Annotated in this window: 15 protein-coding genes and 2 riboswitches; of the genes, 7 read left to right on the plus strand and 8 right to left on the minus strand. The window is 56.2% G+C overall.

Annotated elements, in window-relative coordinates:
• Positions 1 to 178 precede the first annotated feature (178 nt).
• On the minus strand, positions 179 to 349 hold the full coding sequence (locus tag ML541_RS02590) for a hypothetical protein (protein WP_243370455.1): 171 nt from the start codon (positions 347 to 349) through the stop codon (positions 179 to 181).
• Positions 350 to 473: 124 nt separating this feature from the next.
• A riboswitch (cyclic di-GMP riboswitch) is annotated at positions 474 to 550 on the minus strand.
• Between the two features lie 138 nt (positions 551 to 688).
• Positions 689 to 765: riboswitch (cyclic di-GMP riboswitch) on the minus strand.
• Between the two features lie 306 nt (positions 766 to 1,071).
• Here ML541_RS02590 and hcp point away from each other — a divergent pair.
• Complete coding sequence (hcp, locus tag ML541_RS02595) at positions 1,072 to 2,697, plus strand: hydroxylamine reductase (RefSeq protein ID WP_243371119.1); 1,626 nt, start codon at positions 1,072 to 1,074, stop codon at positions 2,695 to 2,697.
• 122 nt (positions 2,698 to 2,819) lie between these two features.
• On the opposite strand, the gene ML541_RS02600 is transcribed toward hcp, so the two are convergent.
• Complete coding sequence (locus tag ML541_RS02600; RefSeq protein WP_243370457.1) at positions 2,820 to 3,008, minus strand: tautomerase family protein; 189 nt, start codon at positions 3,006 to 3,008, stop codon at positions 2,820 to 2,822.
• A 42-nt stretch (positions 3,009 to 3,050) separates the two neighbouring features.
• Complete coding sequence (locus ML541_RS02605; RefSeq protein ID WP_243370460.1) at positions 3,051 to 3,623, minus strand: flavin reductase family protein; 573 nt, start codon at positions 3,621 to 3,623, stop codon at positions 3,051 to 3,053.
• A 332-nt stretch (positions 3,624 to 3,955) separates the two neighbouring features.
• Between ML541_RS02605 and ML541_RS02610 the strand changes: the two genes are divergently transcribed.
• Both ML541_RS02610 and ML541_RS02615 read left to right on the plus strand, forming a co-directional pair.
• A complete protein-coding gene (locus tag ML541_RS02610; RefSeq protein ID WP_243370462.1) occupies positions 3,956 to 6,136 on the plus strand; it encodes an ATP-binding protein in 2,181 nt (726 codons plus the stop codon).
• A 2-nt stretch (positions 6,137 to 6,138) separates the two neighbouring features.
• The gene (locus ML541_RS02615; protein WP_243370464.1) at positions 6,139 to 7,680 is read left to right on the plus strand and encodes a response regulator; all 1,542 of its coding nucleotides are present in this window, start codon (positions 6,139 to 6,141) and stop codon (positions 7,678 to 7,680) included.
• A 119-nt stretch (positions 7,681 to 7,799) separates the two neighbouring features.
• Here ML541_RS02615 and ML541_RS02620 read toward each other — a convergent pair whose 3' ends face one another.
• Positions 7,800 to 9,215 carry an OmpA family protein gene (locus tag ML541_RS02620; RefSeq protein WP_243370466.1) on the minus strand — a complete coding sequence of 472 codons (1,416 nt, stop codon included), beginning with the start codon at positions 9,213 to 9,215 and terminating at the stop codon, positions 7,800 to 7,802.
• 259 nt (positions 9,216 to 9,474) lie between these two features.
• Here ML541_RS02620 and ML541_RS02625 point away from each other — a divergent pair, with 259 nt between their 5' ends.
• Positions 9,475 to 10,698, plus strand: a complete 1,224-nt coding sequence (locus ML541_RS02625) for an ATP-binding protein (RefSeq protein ID WP_243370468.1) — start codon at positions 9,475 to 9,477, stop codon at positions 10,696 to 10,698.
• On the opposite strand, the gene ML541_RS02630 is transcribed toward ML541_RS02625, so the two are convergent.
• The 4 genes from ML541_RS02630 to ML541_RS02645 form a co-directional block, all read right to left on the minus strand.
• Positions 10,646 to 11,824, minus strand: a complete 1,179-nt coding sequence (locus tag ML541_RS02630; protein WP_243370470.1) for an aminotransferase — start codon at positions 11,822 to 11,824, stop codon at positions 10,646 to 10,648. The two genes, ML541_RS02625 and ML541_RS02630, sit on opposite strands and share 53 nt — an antisense overlap.
• Positions 11,805 to 12,452, minus strand: coding sequence for a tRNA-uridine aminocarboxypropyltransferase (locus tag ML541_RS02635; RefSeq protein ID WP_243370472.1), 648 nt, complete (start codon positions 12,450 to 12,452; stop codon positions 11,805 to 11,807). The genes ML541_RS02630 and ML541_RS02635 overlap by 20 nt, the downstream gene beginning before the upstream one ends.
• A gap of 79 nt (positions 12,453 to 12,531) precedes the next feature.
• On the minus strand, positions 12,532 to 15,060 hold the full coding sequence (locus ML541_RS02640; protein ID WP_243370474.1) for a molybdopterin-dependent oxidoreductase: 2,529 nt from the start codon (positions 15,058 to 15,060) through the stop codon (positions 12,532 to 12,534).
• A 172-nt stretch (positions 15,061 to 15,232) separates the two neighbouring features.
• Positions 15,233 to 17,248, minus strand: coding sequence for an FAD-dependent oxidoreductase (locus ML541_RS02645; protein ID WP_243370476.1), 2,016 nt, complete (start codon positions 17,246 to 17,248; stop codon positions 15,233 to 15,235).
• 243 nt (positions 17,249 to 17,491) lie between these two features.
• Here ML541_RS02645 and ML541_RS02650 point away from each other — a divergent pair, with 243 nt between their 5' ends.
• The 3 genes from ML541_RS02650 to coaE all read left to right on the plus strand — a co-directional run bounded on the left by ML541_RS02650 (position 17,492) and on the right by coaE (position 20,785).
• Positions 17,492 to 18,616: an aminopeptidase gene (locus ML541_RS02650; protein WP_243370480.1), complete on the plus strand. Its 1,125-nt coding sequence runs from the start codon at positions 17,492 to 17,494 to the stop codon at positions 18,614 to 18,616.
• A gap of 79 nt (positions 18,617 to 18,695) precedes the next feature.
• Entirely contained in the window at positions 18,696 to 20,132 is a 1,437-nt protein-coding gene (locus ML541_RS02655; RefSeq protein WP_243370482.1) for a FapA family protein, read from the plus strand.
• A 44-nt stretch (positions 20,133 to 20,176) separates the two neighbouring features.
• Positions 20,177 to 20,785 (plus strand): dephospho-CoA kinase, encoded by a 609-nt coding sequence (gene coaE / locus ML541_RS02660; protein ID WP_243370484.1) that lies wholly within the window; start codon positions 20,177 to 20,179, stop codon positions 20,783 to 20,785.
• Positions 20,786 to 20,808: the final 23 nt, after the last annotated feature.

The raw sequence follows: 20,808 nt of genomic DNA on the forward strand, positions 1-20,808 counted from the left end.
GGATTTCCATTGGCCCTCTTAGATTGAGGATGTTCTGTACAGTTAGAAACGAAAAAACCCGCGCCATAGCCGATTGATTCGACTGTTAGCGCGGGTTTCACTTGCCCAGGGGTATCACTTGCCCCGTGGGGATGAGACTTACCGCTTTCTTCTTCTAATATCGCTTTGGTGGAACAGGTTATTTAAGGCGTTCCTGCTTCATCACATCGCAGACACGGTAATCGGCAACATTAACCGTGACCTGAAGATGCGGCGCCGAGAGCAGGCCGATTTCCTTCAGGCACTCCGTCAGCTTCCGCTTCCACTCCGGGTCAAGGTCCGATTTCCGTACTATCTTCTCCACCGCCATGTGTAGCCCTCCAGCCGTTTCTTCTATCACTCAGACAATAAAAAAAGAGCACTATCATCTTCCGAAGACGAGAGTGCTCCTTGTATCCGTACTATACCGGGTGCCAAGACGCTGAACTCATCTCTTCGGCAACCCGGCCATCCTTTGTCAGGACCCGTGGCTTTGCGTCACCAGATTACTCTGGTTTTGCCTTTTCGGAGAACCTTTTTAAGCTGAACCTGTGAATCTGTTCCTTTACTTGGATGTACCAGAATAAAAAAGAGCACTATCATCTTCCGAAGACGAGAGTGCTCCTTGTATCCGTACTATGCCGGGTGCCAGGATGCTTGAACTCATCTCTTCGGCAACCCGGCCATCCTTTGTCAGGACCCGTGGCTTTGCGTCACCAGATTACTCTGGTTTTGCCTTTTCGGAGAACCTTTAGTGATCTCTTAGATTAAAGCTGCTTTTTTTTAACAAATGGCTCGAAGAAAATCAATGTTTTTTTAACAAGCCCAAAATAGAAATATTATTTCAATGGCTTATCAACCAGCGCGTCCTTTTCCAGGGAATTTTCCTGTTTTTTACTTTATTGACTTTCGTCAAACTTTTGCCGGACCGAAAAGGATATGGTTGCATCATCGAAAGTAATCTACGGGAAAGAGAGCACAATGAAAAATATTCTTCGGGTTTTCGGCTTATGCACGACAAAAACAGCAATAAAGGAGGAGAAAATGTCAGACATGTTTTGTTACCAGTGTGAACAGGCTGCCAACGGCGGCTGCAGCAGGGTTGGTGTTTGCGGTAAACAGCCGGATGTGGCGGCGCTTCAGGACCAGCTCGTGTACGCCATGAAGGGGATCGCCTTCTGGGCCGACAAGGCGCGCGAAAAAGGGGTGAAGGATCAGGAGATCGACCGGTTCATGCTCGACGGACTCTTCACTACCGTCACTAACGTGGACTTCAGCGCCGAAGAAGTTGCCAAGCTGGTGCGCACCGCCGCCAAGCTCCGCGACAAGGCACAAAAGCTTTTTGAAACTGCCAACGGCGGTCCCTACACCGGTACTGTTCCGGTGGCTGCTCAGGCATTCGCTGCCGGCACCACTGCCGAACTGGTCGCTCTCGGCAAGGAGCACGGCGTCAAGGACGAAAGCATCGATCCGGACGTGAATTCGGTGCAGCAGATTATCCTCTACGGCATGAAGGGCTATGCCGCCTACGCCCACCACGCCCTGGTCATCGGCCTTGAGAATGACGAAATCTACGCCTACACCCACAAAGCCCTCGCCGCCACACTGGACAAGAGCCTCGGTCTCATGGATTTCGTCAATCTGGCCATGGAATGCGGCCGGATCAACCTGGTCACCATGGAACTCCTCAATAAGGCCAATACGGACAGCTTCGGCCATCCGGTGCCGACTCCAGTGCAGCTGGGAACCAAGGCAGGCAAGGCGATCCTCGTTTCGGGCCACGACCTGCGCATGCTGGAAGAGCTCCTCAAGCAGACCGAAGGGACCGGCATCAACATCTATACCCACGGTGAGATGCTCCCCGCCCACGGCTACCCCGGCCTGAAGAAATATGCCCATCTGGCAGGCAATTTCGGCGGTGCATGGCAGGATCAGGCAAAGGAATTCATCAACTTCCCCGGCGCCATCATCTTCAACACCAACTGCATACAGCGCCCCGCCGACAGCTACAAGGACCGTCTCTTCACCTGGGGCCTGGTCCAGTGGCCGGACGTGAAGCATATCGACGGCTACGATTTCTCCGCAGTCATCGAGAAAGCCAAGGCACTACCCGGCTTCGAAGAGAAGCCCGGCAAGGAGATCCTCACCGGCTTCGGCCACAATGCGGTCCTGGGCGTGGCAGACAAGGTCATCGACGCAGTCAAGGCTGGCCAGATCAGGCATTTCTTACTCATCGGCGGTTGCGACGGCGCCAAAACCGGGCGTAACTACTACACCGAGTTTGCGGAGAAGGTGCCCAAGGATTGCGTCATCCTCACCCTGGCCTGCGGCAAGTACCGCTTTAACAAGCTGGACTTCGGCGACATCGGCGGCATTCCGCGCCTGCTTGACATCGGCCAGTGCAACGACGCCTATTCGGCCATCCAGATTGCCGTCGCCCTGGCAGGAGCCTTCAACTGCGGCGTCAACGATCTGCCCCTGTCCATGATCCTCTCCTGGTACGAGCAGAAGGCGGTGGCCATCCTCCTCACCCTGCTCCACCTGGGGATCAAGAACATCAAGCTGGGACCGAGCCTTCCGGCCTTCATCACCCCCAACGTGCTCAACTTCCTGGTGGAAAACTTCAATATCGGCCCCATCGGTACCGCCGAAGGGGACCTGAAGCAGATCCTCGGCTAGCCGAACCTGCACAGGCACAAAAAAGGGGCAACCTCATCAGTTGCCCCTTTTTTGTTGCCCCTTCGTTTTTATCGCTGGCCCGGGTCGGCGTTATCATCAGCACCTACTGCCTGTGGCCATCTTCACGCACGGTCGGCCAGAAGGGTCCCCCCCACGGCAATATCCTCATGCTCAAGCTCGTTGATGATCACGTAGGTGACATGGGCCGGAGCCTGGGTCACCGAACCGACCGCTTCGGTAATTTTTTCTGCCAAAAGCGCCTTCTGCTCCTTGGAAAGTTTAGATGCAATATCTATTCTGATAAATGGCATGGAAAATTCTCCTTTACTAGTAATGGTAGTGTGTGCGCCCGGTTATTCTGCCAGACTTTTGCCGACGGAAAAGGCATTGGCAAGCCACGCCCCGATGCCGTAGTAGCCGCGATGGCCGGTATCGTAAATCAGGGGCTTGAGTTTCGCGATATCCGGCAGGCCATCCTCGCCCAACACGGAGGCATCGGCCTTCACATCAATGATTTCCCCGACAAACTGGGTGTGCAAGCCGATCTCCAGGGTATGAAGCAGTCGGCACTCCAGAACGAAGGGGAATTCCGCCGCATAGGGAGCATCGACCAATTCGCTTTTGACGACGGTAAGGCCGGCGACGGCGAATTTGTCCACGTCGCGTCCCGAAGCGATCCCCATGTAATCCGCTTCTTTCACCTGTCTTTCCGTTGCGATGCCGACGGTAAAGGCCTTTCTTTCCACGATGGCAGCATGGGTATGGGTCGCCTTGCGCAGGGAAACTGCGATGCAGGGGGGCTGGGAGCAGCAGATGCCACCCCAGGCCGCGTTCATGATATTGGGTTTGCCTTCACGATCATAGGTTCCCACCATCAGGACCGGGGTGGGAAATAGCAGGGTTTTTGCCCCTAAAGATTGCTTCATGGATGTACCTCCTTGCATTTTTCCACATATGGGCTCTTCCGTTGGTGCCGCAGCCGGACTGCGGCTGAAACCGACAAAAACATTAGTCCGGTCGAACTGTTCCTGTCAAGCAGTATTTACCCCCTCCCATCAGGCATTCCATAGCCAATCCTGTTTGATAATTTTGTAGCCAGACAAGCCAAATTCATGCTAGTTAATTGATTGCATATCATTATATTTACCTCGGCCCCAGGTATGGACATGGTACTCAAGCCATCCCGCAAAGGAACCCAGGGAGCAAGGGGATGAGCCGAAGCCTGCGGGGATTTCATCGTTGCATCCGGAGAAGAATTATGACCACTGCCGGAGTCAGAATTGAACAGAAGCAGGTGGAAGGAGAACTGCAGGAAGCCAGAGCCATTCTGCGGAATTTTTACGACACGTCTCCCTTCGCCGCAGGGGTCATTGAGATTGCCGAAGATGTGGTTCTCGCACTGGAAGTCAACAATGCAGCGGCCAGGCTCTTTACCCTTGTCCCGCCTGCAAATGGAAAGCCTCTCCTCGGCGCCACTACCATTGCCAATGCCCAGTGGGCCGCGCAATGCCGCCATTGCCACAGTGAGGAGCTGCCGGTCAGCTTCGAATATGAGCACGCTCCCGCCAACAGCAAGCACTTGCTTTCCGTCATAATCGCCTCACTCGATTCTGGCGACGACGGCCGCCCCCGATTCACCTTCGTCATTCAGGACATAGGCAAACAGAAGCGATGGAACGACGAGATCATGAGCTCCCGGGCCAGGCTTTCCGATATCCTGGAGAACATCAGCGACGGCTTCCTCGCCGTCAATTACCAGTGGGAAATCACCTATGCCAACCGGCAAGCCTCGCGCAACAGCGAATATGAGCACGATGAACTTACGGGGCGCAATCTTTGGGAAGCATTCCCTGAGTTGATCAATACCCAGCTGGAAACGGATTACCGCCGGACAATGACCCAGCGCATCTTCAGAAATCGTGAAATCTCGTGGGGTGCCGGCAACAACTGGTACGACATCAGGATCTTCCCCTCCCCCGAGGGGATATCAATTTTCTGGACCGGCATAACCGAACGGAAGCTGGCTGAGGAAAACCTGCACAGGGTTAATGTCCAGTTGGAACAACGTGTCATGGAGCGCACCGGTGAGCTTGCCCTGATGGTAAGCTCACTTCAGGCCGAGGTGGAAGAGCGAAGAAGGGCGGAGCAGCAACTGCTGCAATTGAATCGCCTTTATGCCGTACTGAGTGAAACAACGCGAACCATTGTCCATACCACCGATCGCAATTCCCTCTTCGGGGAGATTTGCAGGGTGGCCGTTGAGCATGGCGGTTTCAAGTTGGCCTGGATTGGCCTTCTTGACGATGTGGGAATAATCAGAGCAGACAGCTGGAGCGGGGTGAACGACGGTTTCCTGGAGCTTTTCGCCACCGTTTCCTCGGAACAGCTTGCACAGATGCCCGCCACGGGTGCGGCCCTGAACAACGGGGCGTTAAGCATCTGCAACGACATCGTCAGGGAGGGTTTTCCGCCATGGCGTGATGAAGCGGCACATCGTGGATTCGGCGCAGCGGCCTCCATTCCCCTCAGGCTGCACCGGACCGTTATCGGCGCATTCACCCTTTATGCGGAGGAGCCGGGATTTTTCAGCCGGCAGCTGATCAGTCTGTTGCATCAATTGGCAGCCAATATCTGTTTCGCCCTGGATAATGTGGATATGGCCTGCCGCCGCCTGGAGGCGGAGCTCAAACTGGCCCGGGAAAGCGAAGAGCGGCTGAAAGCCATGGAGCAGCTTCACCAGAGGGAACGCATGCTCATGGAGCAGAACCGCCATGCCGCCATGGGAGAAATGGTGGGCAACATCGCCCATCAGTGGCGCCAGCCCCTCAACTCGCTGGCCCTCCTGCTTCAGAGGATACCCCTCTTCTACGAGGCAGGCAGGGTGGACCTGCAATTCCTTGAAAACAACGTGCAGAAGTCCATGGAGCTCATCAACCACATGTCACAGACCATAGATGATTTTCGCAATTTCTTCAGGCCTGAAAAGTGCCGGACCCACTTCAGGCTGGCCGACGTCGTGGCAAAAGCCCAGTCGCTGGTGGAAGCGACCTTCATGGATCTGGGGATAACCATGCAGGTCAGCACAGAAGATGATCCGATCGTGGACGGCTATCCCAACGATTTTTCCCAGATCCTCCTCAATATCCTGATCAATGCCCGAGATGCCTTTCTTGAGCGGGAAGACATCTCGCATCCGCACATCACCATCAGGCTTGGGACCGAAGGCGCCAAAACGGTGGTCACTGTCACCGACAATGCCGGGGGGATACCGGACGAGATCATGCCCAATATTTTCGATCCCTATTTCACCACCAAGGGGCCCGACAAGGGCACCGGCATCGGCCTGCATATGGCGAAAACAATCATCGAAAAGAACATGAACGGGATGCTCACCGTTCGCAACACCGGTAACGGCGCAGAATTCAAGATTGAGGTATGAAGATGGAAAAGACAGTATGTCTCGGCAGAGGCATGAAAATTCTCTTTGTGGAGGACGACCCCCTTTCACGGGACCTCTTGTCCACCATGCTCGCCATCGGTTTTCCCGAAAGCGAGCTTTTGACGGCGGAAAACGGCGAAGATGGGCTGAAGCTGTACCTGGAGCAGAATCCCGACCTGGTTTTGAGCGACATCCACATGCCCCACGTGGACGGTATCGCCATGGCGGAAAAGATCAAGGAGATGCGCCCCGAAGCGGTCATTATCATCATCTCTGCCCACAGTGACACCCGCCACCTCATCAAGGCGATCGAACTGGGTATTACCCGTTACATCCTCAAACCGGTGGACAAGCAGAAGCTTTTCACCACCATGGAGAGCGCCATGGCCGGGCTGACCATGGAACGCCAGCTGAAAGAGCATCAGAAACAACTCCGGGAGAGCAGGGAGCTTCTATACTCAATCGTTGAGAGCAACTGCGACGTGGTATTCATTAAGGACCTTGAAGGGCGTTACCTGCAGGTAAATCCGGCCACCACGGTCGCCACGGGCAAAAGCGCCGACGAGATTATCGGCCACGACGACTATGCCCTTTTTCCTCACGAAACGGCAGAAATCTTCCGCAGAAACGATTCCCTGGTAATCAATAGCGGCAATCTCATGAATTTTGAGGAAAGCATAGCAGACAAGAACGGCGAAACCCTTTTTTTTCTGACCACCAGAGGTCCGTTGCATGACGACCAGGGCAACATCACCTCCACCTTCGGCGTCGCCCGCAACGTGACAGAGCAGAAACGGTACGAGAAGCACATCGAACGCCATAATGCCGCACTGGAAGAGCGGGTTAAGGAACGGACCTGGGACCTGGAGCAGTCAAACAGAGAGATGGAAGCCTTCTGCCACGCCATCTCCCATGAGCTGCGTGCTCCCATCGCCAGGCTGGAAGGGTTCCACCAGGCTGTTGCCGAATGTCTGGAAGCCCAGGATGTGCAGGACATTCCCTATTACCTGGAGAGGCTCGGCTTTTCCACCCAGCAACTTAAGGCGGCAGTGGACGCCCTGCTGATGATGTACCGGCTGACCAGGGCGGATATCTCTCCTGAACCGGTCAACCTGACCTATCTCTCCCAGCAGGTGATGATCGACCTGATGGATGAATACGGCAGCCGCACCATCCATTTCGACAACAGACCCGAAACCATAGTACGGGGAGATCGCAAGCTCCTCACCCTCTGCATGCACAATCTCCTCGGCAATGCCCTCAAATATTCCTCGAAAAAGCCTGAGTCGCTGATCAGTATCGGGCTGGAAGAGCGGGAGGGAGAGCCGGTCTACTTTGTCCGGGACAACGGGGCGGGATTTGACATGGCCTATGCAGACAATCTCTTCAAACCCTTTTCACGCCTGCATCATCCCAGCGAATTCGAAGGGACCGGCATCGGCCTTGCCACGGTGCAGCGCATCATCGAGAAGCATCAGGGTAGGATCTGGGCGGATAGCCGATTAGACGAGGGCACGACCATCTACTTCACCTTGGGGCTATAAACAGAAGCCTCCTCCCGGTAAGGAAGGAGGCCGCCGTCCCCTTTCATTGGTTCTTCAGATTTTCCGGGGAAGGCAGCCGTGACATCCCTTTCTTTCCCCGAAACGCTCGGACGAACCTTTCATTTCTTGATCACGCAATCGATTATGGCGTTAATCCTTCGGTTTTTCTTGCGCCCTTCCGGGGTTGTGTTGTAGGCAAGACGCCGCGAAGAGCCATACCCCTTGGCCGAGAGGCGTGACCGCTCTATGCCGAATTTCTCCACCAGATAGTTCACCACACTCTCCGCCCTTTCCTGGGAAAGTTTCCGGTTGAGTTCCTCAGTGCCGGTATTATCGGTGTGCCCCTCGATAAGCGCGGTCGTGGTTGGATACTGTTTCATATAGTCAGCAACGCGCGCTATTTCGTCATGGTACTGGGGACGTATGTCCGCCTTGCCGGTATCGAATTCCACCAGCAGCGACATGCAGAGGCGTTCCGGCGGTGTGATCTTCGTTGCATCGAAGGCACAGTCGATGATGGCATCGATGCGGCGGTTCTTCTGCTTTCCCTCCTCGGAAGCATTGTCGGCAACGGGATTTTTCGATCCGTTACCGGTAGTGGAGAGGCGAGAGCGGTCGATGCCGAATTTTTCCACCAGGTAGTCGGCCACGCTCTCGGCCCGCCTCCGCGACAGTTCCAGGTTATGCTCATAAGTGCCCACGTTGTCAGTGTTTCCCTCTATGACGGCGGTCGTATCAGGATACCGCTGCATGAACTCCCCGACCTTGGCCACTTCCCGGGAGTCCTCCGCCCGGATAACGGCCTTGTCGATATCGAACTGCAGGTTCAGGGTAATGCAGTACTTGTAACGGCCCGGAGTTGGCTCTGTCGCCGGGACAGGGGCAGGAGGAGCCTCCTCGGCCGGAGGAGCGGGAACGGCCTTTAACTCCGGGGGCGCCGGAGCGACCGGTACCGCAGGCTGAATGCCCCCGAACTGCCAGGCAAGGCCGACCGTGTATTCATAGTTGAAGCGGGTCGCTTCTTCGTGATATTCCCCGGGCCGCTGGAATTTTGTCCCCTCACGAAATACCATGTGGCGGAAATCTGCACGCAGGGCAAGGTCGTCTGTAAGAAAATATTTGGCGCCGATTCCGTAATCGAAAGCCCCCTTGCTGGCGGAATGCTGCCCCTCACCATCCCTCGTCAACCCCACATAGCCGGCAGCCAGATACGGCACCAGCCTGTTGTCCGGGAATGCATGCAGGAGCACCTCCCCCCCGTAACGGTACAGGTTGATGTCCTGATCCGTCCTGGTGGATTCGGTCCGGACATAGTCAAACAGCGCTTCCACTCCCCAGTGCTTGGTAAAATTGTAACCACCGCGCACCCCGAAGACAGGCCTGGTTTCAATATGCTGCCTGCCATCGAAGGTGTAGCCGCCGATGATGCCTGAAACGGTGAAAGCCCCGGGCCGGATGCCTTCAGCCATGACTGCAGAGAATAGCAAAAGGATGATCAGGGGAATCAGAGCGATCACTACGCTGATTTTCTTCACAACATGCCTCCTTTATGACAATCAAACATTAATAATATTTTATTAATAACTCTAGAATAGACTTTCTTTTTGTCAACGCAGTTCAGGGAAAAAAAGGGCGGCTGGAAGCAACCGCCCGGCCGACCATGGAACACCAATTTTTTTTATTGCCAGAGGAACTTTTCATGTTAAAATTATCGTCAATTAATTATTTCTCTTTATTTATTAGTAAATTATGTTCTCTATTCACTTCTCCGAACGAAGCTAAGGCGGATAAACCATGAAAGTCCTAGTCCATCATCCCCCCCAGCCGAAAGCTCTACCCCTTGCAATGATCCTCCTGGTTGTCGCCGCTGCGTACATCTCGGTCTCTCATTCTATCGGATTCGCATTCACCGCACTGGTGGGCATTGTGGCGGTGATCGTTGCCGGATACCTGTTGTTCTGTCTTACCTCGGGCCAGTGGGCAATCTTTTCGCAAGATGCAGCCGCCCTGTGCGGCACCGGCTTTAAGTTCAGGTTCGGTTCTGCCGGAGACTTGGCGGACACCACCGATGCACCCGGTGGGAGGAGGAATCCAGTGCAGGTAAACGTACGGGACATGAGTAGACAGCAGATCGCAGACAATCGCGAGCAGTTGGGGGAAGTTGCTTCGGTCATCAGCGCCGGACTCTTTCAGCTGAACCAGCGTCTCAATCAGGAAATGCAGGGGCGCCTCGCGGCGGAAAAAGAGGTGCAAAACTTGCGGCTGGAGCTGGAGAAACGAGTAACGGAACGCACCAGCCAGCTCCAGGCGGCAAACCAGGAACTGGAATCATTCAGTTTTGCCGTATCCCATGATCTGCGCTCCCCACTGACCAGCATCATCGGCTTCAGCAACGCCTTGCTGGAGGACTGTGGCGACAGTCTCAGCAAAGACGCGCACCATTATCTGGAAAGGATCATCGCCGCTTCCGACCGGATGAAAGGGAAGATTGAGGCCCTGCTCAACTTTTCCAGAATGAACTTGACTGGGCTGTCGGTGACGGACGTGGACCTGAGCCGGCTAGCCTGGGAGATTATCCAGGATTTGCGCGAAGCTTTTCCACGGGAAAATAGTGAAATTTTGATTGACGAGGGATTAACCACAAAAGCGGACCGGGTATTGCTGCGCACGGTTCTGGAAAATCTGCTGGGAAATGCCTGGAAGTACACCGCTAGGAAGGATAAGACCGTGATTCGCTTCGGAGCACGGCACATGAACGGGGAAAGCGTATATTTCATTTCCGATAATGGAGCGGGATTCGACATGGAACATTCAGACAAGCTGTTTGAGCCCTTCCAGAGACTGCATCGCATCGACGAGTTCGAAGGAAACGGCATCGGCCTCACCACCGTCAAGCGCATCATCCGCCATCATGGCGGCAGAGTCTGGGGGGAAGCGGCCGTCGACCGGGGTGCGACCTTTTATTTCACCATCGGCCAGGCCGAAAATTACGGAACCGCTCCACCGCATCGCCAATGAGCTCCTGCCGGATATTGCCGAAGGCCAGCCGCAGATAATCGGTCAGCCCCGGGCCGAAGGCCTCACCGGGCAACGTCAACAGTCCAGCCTCCTCCACCAGCTTTTTCGCCACGTCTCTGCCGGTCCTCCCCTGAAAGGGATGGCGCACCCAGCCGAAAAACGTCCCGCTCGCCACCAGCCTGAAGGCATTGCCCGGCTGGTTGAATTCCGCACAAAAGCAATCGTGCCGCTTTTCCATCATCACCCTGTTCTGCCTCACCCATTCGTCCAGGTTCTCAGCGCCAAATTGCACCGCGTGCTGGGTGATCCGCGGCTGACAGACGGCCATGGTATCCTGGGCCTTCAGGGCGTGATGAATAAACCTTTTGGAAGCAGCAAGCATGCCGGCCCGGTAGCCGGTCAGGGCGTAGGTTTTACCGAAAGAGGCGATATGAACAAAGTGGTCACCCCAGTCGGCACGGGCAAAAAGGTCGTGGGGACGGGCGCCGCCTGCAATGAAATCGCTGTAGGTCTCATCCAGGACCAGTGCCAGGCCGTGCTCGGCCGCCAGCTCATAGAGCTGGTGAATGGTTGCCGGCGGGGTCACCATACCGGTAGGATTGCTGGGGGTCACCAGAAGAATTGCCCTGGTGCGGGGAGTGATCAGGGCTTTTACCCCCAAGACTGACGGCAGCCCCCCGGCAGCTTCGTCGAATGGGAGGTAGACGGGGCGAATGCCGAGAATCTCCAGTGCCATGGGATGATCGAAATATGCCGGGAGGGGCACTATCACCTCATCCCCCTTCCTACACAGGGTAACCATGGCAAGCCAGAAGGCCTGGCTGGCACCGATGGTCAGGCAAAGCTGCGCCGGGTCCAGCTTCGCGCCGTAGGTCCGGCCGTACCGGGCACAGATCGACTCACGCACTTCGGGAAGCCCCTCGTCGGGGGAATAACGGGCAGTGAGGGGATCGGCGGTCAATCCGGCCAGATGTTCGCTCAACGCAGGGGCCGGAGGATAATCGGGCACAGCCTGGCACAGGTCCACAAGAGGCAATTCGGGACGCGCCGCCGCCAGCCACCCCTTCACCTCGGAAATGGGCGGAAAATGAACCTTCTCGATCAGATCACTGACGGGGTATTTCATCGGCTCTCCCTTCGTCCGGAAGAGGGGCTCGCCCTCCAGCCCCCTTGGCAATGAGCGTTCTGCGGACCATCTGGCGAAACAGCTTCTCCATCCCCTCCTGCACGGTTCGGGATTCGACGATGCCCATGGCCCGGGCAATGGCTTCAAAGGTGGCAAGACCTTCCTCATGGTGCTCCCGCCGTACACCCCACTCGCTCGGCCTCCCTGCCGGAAGCCGAACCCGGGCAGCCTTTTCCAGCCCTGGAAGCCTGCGTCCCATGCGCGAGGCCTGCCGCCAGTTGCCATCCGGCACCACCAGAGTTATCGGGCGGCAGTCCTGAGCCAGCAGCGTTGCATCCAGTACGGGAACATCTTCGCCTGGATATAGAATTAATGTCCTCCGTTCGGGAACCATCAGGTCGCTGCAATCGAGTGGCTGGTCCCGGCGGCCGTGGATGCGCAACTCGCTGTTTTTTAACGCCAGAAGTGCAAGGGGACCGGTGGCCGTAGTCTTGACCACCTCCCGGTGGTGCATGACCAGGACCAGCCTGGTAGCCAGTTCGTAGTGGGAAATCAGGTGACAGATGCACAAATGGTTGTGCATCCTGCAGTGTCGGCAACGCTCTGCCCTTTTGGATCTATTTCCCACGTTTTCTCTTTCTATACACGTAAAAAAGCCCCTGGGCGCTCTGCACAGGGGCTTCTGCATTCGTTGTTGTCGTTTCCGCTCAGGCCTTTTCCACCGTAACGGCAACCAGATTGGCGCTGCCCCGGAGGAGGGAGTTGGCATTCAGCTCGCGGAAGTGGGATGGGGCAAAGAGCAGCCCGGGCTGAAGCTTTTCGCTGACTTTCACCTTTCCGCTGATGGTCCCTGCAGGGGAGGTTACCTTGACCACTGCACCGTCAGTAATCCCGAGCCTGGCGGCATCACCGACGAATATTTCGATATAGCCTTCACGTGAGACGCTGAGGTTATTCTGGGAGCGGGTGGTGGAGGTGCCATTATGGTAGCCGATGGGCCCCACCAGCAGACTGTACTGAGCCTGAACGGCGGGTTTGGTCGAAGCAGCTGCCGAAAAGGTCAGGTTCTGCTTCAATTGGAATGCTTTGGCGTTGATGGCTATGCTGCGCCCCTCGATGACCGGTACGTCTCCGGCATGGAGTGGGGAGAGGGCCTTGAGTTCCTCAAGCAGCTCAGCCGGGCGGTGCATCTGTCCGGCATTGGTGAGGCGGTTGTAAAGTTCGCCGAGGATATCCCAGTCTTCACGGGCATCGCCGGTTGCATCGACTGCCTTGCCCAAAAGCTGCAGCCGGTTGTCGGTCGTGGTGAAGGAGCCGCTCTTTTCGGCGGCAGCGGATGCGGGAAAGACCACGTGGGCCATCCTGGATGTCTCGTTGTCGAGGATATCCTGGACGACGAGAAGTTCCAGCTTGGCCAGTGCCTTTTTGATGCGGTTGTTGTCGGGATAGGATGCCAGATCGCTGCCGAGCACATAGAGAGCCTTGATGGTCCCCTGCTCGATCCCTTCGATGATCTGCCAGAAATCCTTCCCCTTGGCAGCGGCTGCCTGATAACCGGACAGGTGGGTCGGGGCAGCCCCCGCATCGAGCAGCCCCTGGGTGTTGTTTTTTGCATCGACGGGGAACAGGCCCCCCGCCTCCTTGCCGATACATCCCACCAGGAGAGCCAGGTCGGCAAGGGCTGCAACCTTTTCCGCAGCGCCATTGCTGCGCATCAGGTCACCACCGAAGAGTATGGCGACACTCTTTTTGCCGCCAATGAAGGCAGCGGCTTCACGCAGGTCGCCTTCTCCCACGCCGGCAGCGGCTGCAAGATCGGATAGCGACTGTGAGTCAAGCACTGCTTTGAGCGCCTCGAAATTGGCCACTTTGCCCTGAATAAAATCTTTATCCTCAAGGCCGCCGTCGATAATGGCCTTCATCAAGCCGTTGATCAGGGCCAGTTCACTGTCGGGGCGGTACTGCAACATGCTGTTCGCCCATTTACGGAGCTTCACTTGGCGCATGTTGGCGACCACCAACTTGGCGTCGTTTTTAAAGGCAGCCTTGATGACCCGGTACTCGGCGCCGGTCGCCTCGGCGTTGAGGTCGGTGCCTATGACGAGGACCGCCCCGGCACGGTCGATCTGGTCGATGGTTGCGCTGGCACCGGTCAATCCCAATTTCTCTCTGAGCACGGTTTGAGCGGCGGCATAGCCGAAACGCGCCTCGGAGTCGATATTGTTGGTGCCTATAGCGCTACGCATGAATTTCTGGAAGAGGAAATTCTCTTCGTTGGTGACGCGGGGTGAGGCGATGCCTGCCACGGCATCGGCGCCAGAGGTTCTGATGATTTCCTGCAGCTTGCCGGCGGCAACGGCCATGGCCTTGTTCCAGTCGGCCGAGACCTGTCTCCCCCCCTCGGCCACCAGTGGCACCGTCAGACGGTCGGCTGAATTGAGATAGCTGTAACCGAAACGCCCGTTGATGCAAAGGTTGCCGCTGTTGAAGGTGCTGTCTTCGCTGGTGACGCGGGCGACGCGGCCGTTCCTGGAGTGGTATTCGATCTGGCAGCCGTTGCTGCAGAAAGCACAGACACTTTTCGTAACCGAGAAGGACCAGGGGCGGCCCCGAAACTTGAAGGGCTTGTTGATCAGTGCACCGGTGGGACAGGCAGCAACGCAGTTACCACAGAACTCACAGTTGAGCGGCTTGCCATCGATGGTGTCGACAATCGTTGCCTCGCCGCGGTTACGCAGAGCAATGGCATCACAACCGACAATTTCGTGATCCACTTTGACACATTTTTCGCAGAGAATGCAGCGGTTGGGATCGCTCTCTATCAAGGGCCAATCGTAGCGGATGGCGCGCCGCTCCAGGAGCGCCGAATATTCCTGCTTTGCCACATCCAGGCCGTAGCAGGCGTCCTGGAGGCCGCATTCGCCACCGGCATCGCAGACTGGGCAATCCAGTGGATGGTTGACCAGCATCAGCTCCATCACCTTGCGGCGAATGGCGGTCAGCCTCTCCGACTGGGTGGTGACCTTAATGCCGTCCTTGACCGGCGTATTGCAGGCGGTCATGGTTCGCTCGACCCCTTCCACCTCGACCGCGCAGACGCGGCAGGCGCCGGTGGGGGAAACCTTCTGCAGCCAGCAAAGGGTAGGTATTTTGATACCCACGGTCGCCGCAGCCTCAAGGATAGTCGCCCCCTTGGCCACTGTTACATTCTTGCCGTCAATTATCAGGTTAACCATTATCTTTACCTCAGATTTATTTCAGGTCTTATTTCTGTATATCTATCAATTGGAAAGGACAATTTTTTGTCCTGGCAAGGCTGTCGAGAGATTGCGCGGAGGCGTACCGGCAGGTACGTCGCACAAGCAATCACGAAGACTTACGCCGCCAGGGCGGAAAAGTGGCATTTCCCTATACGGCGACCATGGCAACGCGGTAACACCTCAAACACCGCTGTGCCTCCTTCACCGCCTGACTGTCGGTGAAGCCCAACTCCACCTCGCAATAATTCTTGTAGCTGGCGCGCTCCTTGCCGTGCACCTCGCCCTGATGGGCGCGGGCTGCAGAATCGAGGCAGGAAACGTTCTCATTTTTGTCGTACACGCCCAGGTAGTTGAGAATGTCTTCCATGTATTCGTCGTCGGTGAGATACGCTTTTCCTTCTTCCAGCCAGCGTTGCACGACCTTTGCGGCACGATGGCCGCTGCCGATACAGGCGACAACGGTGAGCGGCCCGATTTCGGCGTCGCCGCCGGCAAAGACGCCATTGCAGTCGGTGATCAGGGTTCTGGACTGGTAGTTGCCCATGCCGTCCTTGAGATCCTTGCCTGCTGCATCTTTATATGGAACATACTTGGTGATGATAGTATTCCATTTGGTGATGTCGATACCCATATCGGCCGGGATGAAGCTGAGATCGGGGTCCTGACCGATGGCGGGGATGACCGTATCGCATTCGACGACGAATTCGCTGCCGGGCACCGGTTCAGGACGGCGGCGGCCGGAGGCATCGGGTTCGCCCAGGGCCATGCGGACGCATTCGACACCGGTAATCTGGTTGTTGCCGTCAACGATCAGCTTGGTCGGCAAGACCTGGAATTCGAAGGTGACCCCTTCCTCGTCAGCACCATCCACCTCCCAGACATCGGCAGGCATCTCTTTCCGGGAACGGCGATAGAGGAGCGTAGATACTTCGGCTCCTTCACGGAGGGCGACACGCACACAGTCGATGGCGGTATTACCACCGCCGACGACAACGACCTTTTTCCCCATGCCGGTGGGTTTGCCCATGTAGGCTTCACGGAGGAAATCGATCCCCCCCCTGAGGAAGCCTTTGTATCCTTTATCTTCACCTTCCACCCCCATCGGCTTGGAGCGATGGGCACCGGGAGCCAGAAATACCGCATCGAACTTCTTCTTCAGCTCATCCAGGGAAATATCCTTGCCGACCCGGGTATTGTAGACGATCTCGACCCCCATGGAGGCGATGATGTCGATGTCCCGCTGCAGCAGGTGACGGGGCTGGCGGTAAGGGGGAATGCCGACGGCAACCATGCCGCCGCCGAAGCCTTCGGGGAGGGCTTCGTAGATGGTAACGGGATATCCCTCCAGAGCAAGATAATATGCAGCAGCCAAACCGGCAGGACCGGCTCCGACCACGGCAACGGTCTTTCCTTTTTTCGGCTTCGGCTGCATGGGGGGCTGGAACTTGTGCTTCCATTCATAATCGGAAGCGGTTCTTTTCAGGACCATGATGCTGATCGGCTCGTCCACATTCTTGCGCCGGCAGGCGGTCTCGCAGGGGTGGGGGCAGACGCGGCCGCAGACCGAAGGAAGCGGCATGCTGTCCCGGATGGCACCCAGGGAGTGGTCATAATAATATTCCTTGATCGCTTCGATATAGGCAGGGATATCGATGTGGGCCGGGCATTTGTCCTGACAGGGAGCGGTGTATTTTTCCACATAGCGGAAAGTACCGCCGGGTTTCTTGGCCCCGTTGATGTAGGCAACGAAATCTTCGCGGAAATATTTCACCGCATCAAGGACCGGAATAGTGGAGCTTTGGCAGAGGGTGCACTTGCAGTTTTCCAGGAGCCTGGTCAGATCTTCGATAGTATCGAGATCCGCTTCCGTGGCATTTCCGCCGATGATAGAGGCAAGGGTGTCCATGAGGACCTTTGTCCCCTTTTTGCCCGGCGTACATTTGCCGCAACAGTAAAGGGTCTGCACGCGCCGCATGTATTCGGCTGCCATGGCCGGCACATCCACGTTCCGATCGAAGATGATGAGACCATCCCAGGCCATGAACGCTGCCAGGGGGCGTTCCCCGTCATAGGTAACCGGCAGCCGGAACTGGGCGTCCTTCGCCTCGCCGCTGCGATTGTCGACAATATTTCTTCCCCAGCTGGAAAAAACCACCTGTGCCACATCAGCCTCCGCAAAAACCTGTTAAATTATACCTGTTAAAGCTTATATCTTATTGTATTTATTAAATAAATATCCAACTAACCATTGTATACAGTATGCAAATAAATAGCACAGCAGGGCTGGGTAATCAAGGGAAAAATCACAGCTTTAGGCTCGCTCCGCAAATGGTTGCCAGCTGAAAGAGGCTCTGTTATATAAGTACCAGCAGTCATCCCTTTCCTCCGGTCAAAAGGAGAACCTGTCATGTACACTGCCGCTTTCGAATCTCTTTTTACCGTCAACATGGGAATCACCCCGGGCGAACGGATCCTGGTCTTCAGCGATGAAATCCGTGCCGACGAATCTCCTTCCCCGGGAGATGCCGACCGAAGAAGGCGACTTCATGAAACTGCTGCCGCTGCTGCCGCCTTTGCCGAACATGCCTATGGCAACACCTCCTTCGTCTCGTTTCCGGCAACTACCGCTTCAGGAGCCGAGCCACCCGATACGCTCTGGCGTGCAGCCATGGGTGACGATACCATCGACCGACTGGCCCAAGCAGGCATCCTGCAGCGGCTGATCGCCAAGTCTGCCTCAGCCAATGACCTGGAAGCAGCCAGACGCACGGTTACAGCAGGAAGGGATGCTGTTGCCCGGGTGATCATCGCCCTGGCCAACAACTCCACCAGCCATACCCGCTTCCGTTCCCTTGCCACCGCCGCAGGTGCCAGATTCGCCAGTCTCCCCCACTTCGACCCGGAAATGTTTCTCACTTCCATGCAGGTGGACTGGAAGGCACTTGCCGACAGAACCGCCAAATTGGCCGCGGCAGTCAACCGCGCTGTGGCTGTAGAGGTTGCCACACCCAACGGTACCCGCATGCTGATCGGCAAAGAAGGACGGACGGCAGAGGGAGACGACGGACTGCTGATGATCCCCGGCAGCTTCGGCAACCTTCCGGCAGGAGAGGTATATCTGGCCCCACTGGAAGGAAGTTCCGAGGGGCGAATGGTACTTGAATACGCTCCGACCCGCAAACTGGCTACCCCCCTGGTGCTGACGGTCAAAAAGGGAATGGTGGTGGATATCCAGGGAGATGAACCGTACCGGAAAGTCCTGGAAGAAAAATTCGCCGAGAGCGGAAACAATCGCAATATCGCAGAACTGGGAATCGGCACCAACGACCGCGCAAGCCGGCCGGACAACATTCTGGAAGCTGAGAAAATCCTTGGCACTATTCACATCGCCCTTGGTGATAATTCCGGTTTCGGCGGCACCGTCAGCACCCCCTTTCACGAAGATTATGTTTTCTACCATCCTACCCTGACGGCCATTCTATCCGACGGCAGTAGGGAGACGCTCCTTGAGGACGGGAAACCGGCCGTGTGAATGCAGAAGGATTAAAGATAACCCTGTTCCCTGCCGATATTTTTAGTAAAAAATCAGACATGAAACAGGGGCAGCTGCCATGACGGAAGAGACGAAAAAGCCAGAATCGGTTGGAGAAGCGCGGGACGGCACCCTCACGTTATCCATTGACCCGGATTTGATGTCGGCACATGTCACCATCACCCCACCCCATGGAGGTGCGCCGGTAACAAAAGACCAGGTTTTGCAGGCCCTCTCTCAAGCGGGAGTAGTTGCCGGAATCCTCCTCGATGATATTGAAAATGCAGTTGAAGAGGGTGAGGCGACCAGCAGACTGATCGCGGCAGGACGTCCCCCCCAACCGGGAGAGGATTCGCAGTTCGTCAGCCTGATCCCCGAAATGAAGGAACGCTGCCCCTTGGCGGACACGGAAGGCAACGTGGATTACCGCAATACGGGGGGCATTGTCAGTGTCAATGAAGGAGATCCTTTGCTGCGGCGCATGCCGCCGACAAAGGGAATTGCGGGCGAAAACCTGCTTGGCGCCATACTGCCAGCCGTCGACGGCGTGGATGTTCCCTTTGCCACCAATCTGAGCGGCACTGCACCTGCACCAGACGACAGTGAGCTCCTGCTTGCGGCCCTTTCCGGGCTGCCGGTCCTGGTCGATCGGGGGGTCATCGTCGAACCGGTCCTGAATGTCAAGACGGTGGATCTTTCCACCGGCAATCTGCATTTTAACGGAACGGTTGATATTTCCGGCGACGTCAAGGAAGGGATGGAAGTGACCGCAACTGGAGATATTCTCATCAGAGGCGTGGTTGAAGCGGCAAATGTCGAGGCCGGTGGAAATATCGAGATCAAAGGGGGGATCATCGGCCAGAAAGAGGTGCGAAACGACCGGGGAGAGCTAAATCCCGATATCTGCCGCATCGGCGCCCAGGGGTCGATTTCCGCCCAGTTTGCCGAGCATGCCCTGATCAAAGCCGGACAGGATGTGGTGATCCGTGAAGTTGCCATGAAAAGCGATATTACCGCCGGAAATGCCATAATCGTGGGTGAAAAAGGCATGCGCAAGGGTCATATCATTGGGGGCATCTGTCGCGCCGCCACCCTTGTTCATGCCATCGTCGTCGGTTCCCCTGCCAACGTTGCCACAAGGATCCAGGTCGGTGTCGATCCGGCCGTCAGCGAAAAAATGGCGACGGTGAAACAGCAGCTCCTAGACAAGGAAAAGCGTCTGGAAGAGGTTGAAAAGACTCTGGCATATATCCATGAAAATCCGTCGCAAGTGGACCCCGGGGTCGCAGCGCTCAAGAAGAAGGTTCATGGCCTGCTGCAGACCGAAATCGGAGAGCTGAACCGGCAGAAGAAAAGACTGCAAAAAAGGCTTGAGCTGATCAACAACGCCAGGGTGGAGGTGGAAAATACCATCTATTTCGGCGCCCAGATTATGGTCGGCGACAAAACATTGATTATTGAAGACGACCTGGATTCAAAAACCTTTACGAGAAGCGAAGAAGGGATTGTCTACTGACAGCGGTCGAGCGACCGAAGATGTGAAACAGACGGGAGAAGGCAGTGCGCATAATCGGCCTCACGGGGGGAATCGCCTCGGGAAAAAGTACCGTAGCCGAATTATTGAAAGGAATGGACGTTCCGGTCATCGATGCGGACCAATTGTCGCGCCAGGTGGTCACCCCTGGCGAGCCTGCCTATAACGCCATCGTCGCCGAATTCGGCACCGGCATCCTCAATACAGACCGTACCATCAACCGCACTGCCCTGGGTAAGATTGTCTTTGCTGATCCCGCCGCCAGACAGAGACTGGAAGCCATTACCCATCCCGCCATACGCAGACGGGCGGAAGACGAGCTCCTGCGCCTCAAGCAGTCTGGCAAGCCGGTCGTCATCTATATGGCGCCATTGCTCATAGAAGCAGGTGCATCATCGCGGGTGGACGAAATCTGGGTTGTTTACGTGGACCGGGAAACCCAGCTGAAACGAGTCATGGCAAGGGACAAGATCACCAGGGAAGAGGCAAGCCAGAAGGTAGCGGCCCAGATGCCCATGGAGGTGAAAAAGCTGCATGGCTCTGTGGTGATCGACAATCGGGGGAGCATGGAAGAGCTGGCAACCCAGGTGCAGGAGACCTGGAATCGGGAAGTCCTGCAAAAGCAAAAAACATAGAACTTCGAGACGAGTTCAATGAA

The organism is Geotalea sp. SG265, from assembly GCF_022808985.1.
GTDB lineage: Bacteria > Desulfobacterota > Desulfuromonadia > Geobacterales > Geobacteraceae > Geotalea.

What these genes read in the sequence shown, in the direction of transcription:
- ML541_RS02590 (WP_243370455.1), bottom strand. Translation starts at nt 349, where the DNA reads ATGGCGGTGGAGAAGATAGTACGGAAATCGGACCTTGACCCGGAGTGG.
- ML541_RS02650 (WP_243370480.1), top strand. Translation starts at nt 17,492, where the DNA reads ATGTACACTGCCGCTTTCGAATCTCTTTTTACCGTCAACATGGGAATC.
- ML541_RS02610 (WP_243370462.1), top strand. Translation starts at nt 3,956, where the DNA reads ATGACCACTGCCGGAGTCAGAATTGAACAGAAGCAGGTGGAAGGAGAA.
- ML541_RS02640 (WP_243370474.1), bottom strand. Translation starts at nt 15,060, where the DNA reads ATGGTTAACCTGATAATTGACGGCAAGAATGTAACAGTGGCCAAGGGG.
- ML541_RS02630 (WP_243370470.1), bottom strand. Translation starts at nt 11,824, where the DNA reads ATGAAATACCCCGTCAGTGATCTGATCGAGAAGGTTCATTTTCCGCCC.
- hcp (WP_243371119.1), top strand. Translation starts at nt 1,072, where the DNA reads ATGTTTTGTTACCAGTGTGAACAGGCTGCCAACGGCGGCTGCAGCAGG.
- ML541_RS02625 (WP_243370468.1), top strand. Translation starts at nt 9,475, where the DNA reads ATGAAAGTCCTAGTCCATCATCCCCCCCAGCCGAAAGCTCTACCCCTT.
- ML541_RS02615 (WP_243370464.1), top strand. Translation starts at nt 6,139, where the DNA reads ATGGAAAAGACAGTATGTCTCGGCAGAGGCATGAAAATTCTCTTTGTG.
- ML541_RS02600 (WP_243370457.1), bottom strand. Translation starts at nt 3,008, where the DNA reads ATGCCATTTATCAGAATAGATATTGCATCTAAACTTTCCAAGGAGCAG.
- ML541_RS02655 (WP_243370482.1), top strand. Translation starts at nt 18,696, where the DNA reads ATGACGGAAGAGACGAAAAAGCCAGAATCGGTTGGAGAAGCGCGGGAC.
- ML541_RS02605 (WP_243370460.1), bottom strand. Translation starts at nt 3,623, where the DNA reads ATGAAGCAATCTTTAGGGGCAAAAACCCTGCTATTTCCCACCCCGGTC.